Raw genomic sequence first — 1,141 nt, forward strand, 5'->3', positions numbered from 1 at the left:
TGGCGCGAACGCGCCAAGCTGGCCCGCGTGCTCACCGCCGGGGCCGACGTGCTCCTGCTGGACGAACCCACCAACCATCTGGATATGGAAGCCGTGGAATGGCTGGAGTCCTTTTTGCTGGACTTCAAGGGCGCGCTGGTCTTTGTGGCGCACGACCGCCGCTTCATGGACACGGTGGGCACGCATGTGCTTTACCTCGGCCTTTCGCGCCCCGTATTCCGCAAGGCCACCTATACCCAGTTTCTGACCCTTCAGGATGAGTACAACGCCCAGCGCGAACGTGAAGCCCGCGCCCTCAAGGACGAGCTTGACCGCAAGATGGCCTTTGTGGAGCGTTTCCGCGCCAAGGCCACCAAGGCGCGTCAGGCTGGCTCACGCCAGAAGATGGCAAAAAAACTGGAAAAAGAGCTGGAGGACTACCGGCCGGAACCCAAGCGCAAAGAGCTGAACTTCACCTGGCCCGAAGCGCCCCATTCCGAAAAGATCGTGCTCTCCGCAGCAGACCTGGACTTTCATTTCACTGACGGCAAAAAAATGTGGCCGCCGCTGACCTTCACCCTGTATCGCGGGCAGCGCATCGCTCTGGTGGGGCACAACGGCTGCGGCAAATCCACCCTGCTCAAGTTGCTGACAGGCAGTCTTGAGCGCTGCGGCGGCAATATGGTCACCTCTTCCCAGGTGCGGCTGGGCTACTATACCCAGCACCAGATGGACACCCTGCGCAGCGACACCACGGTGCTCGGCGAAATCCGCCGGCTATCCGACCCCCGCACCACAGAAGAAGAGCTTATGAGCGTGCTCGGCCTCTTCATGCTTGGGCAGGAATACTTTGACCGACAGGTCAGCGGTCTTTCGGGAGGAGAAAAAAGCCGTCTTGTGCTGGCGAGCCTGTTTCTGAAGCGCTGCAACTTTCTGCTGCTGGACGAACCCACCAACCATCTGGACCTTGAAAGCCGCGAGGCGCTCGTAGCGGCCCTGCAAAAATTCACAGGAACCCTGCTTATGGTGGCGCATGACCGCTGGCTGCTCTCGCAGGTGGGCGCGGAAGCGTGGGAGCTTGACAAAAACGGCCTGACCGTGTTCTCGGATTTTGCCGCGTATGACGCAGAGCGCCGCGCCCGCATGGCGGGTACGGGCCAGA

General features: G+C 61.1%; 1 protein-coding gene. It reads left to right on the plus strand.

The genetic code is table 11. The features are described 5' to 3' along the window. The coding region (locus V6C07_RS01905; RefSeq protein WP_333534701.1) for an ABC-F family ATP-binding cassette domain-containing protein at nucleotides 1–1,141 on the plus strand (1,141 nt) is incomplete at both ends.

This window comes from Desulfovibrio sp. 1214_IL3152, from assembly GCF_036763055.1.
Taxonomy (GTDB): Bacteria; Desulfobacterota; Desulfovibrionia; order Desulfovibrionales; family Desulfovibrionaceae; genus Desulfovibrio.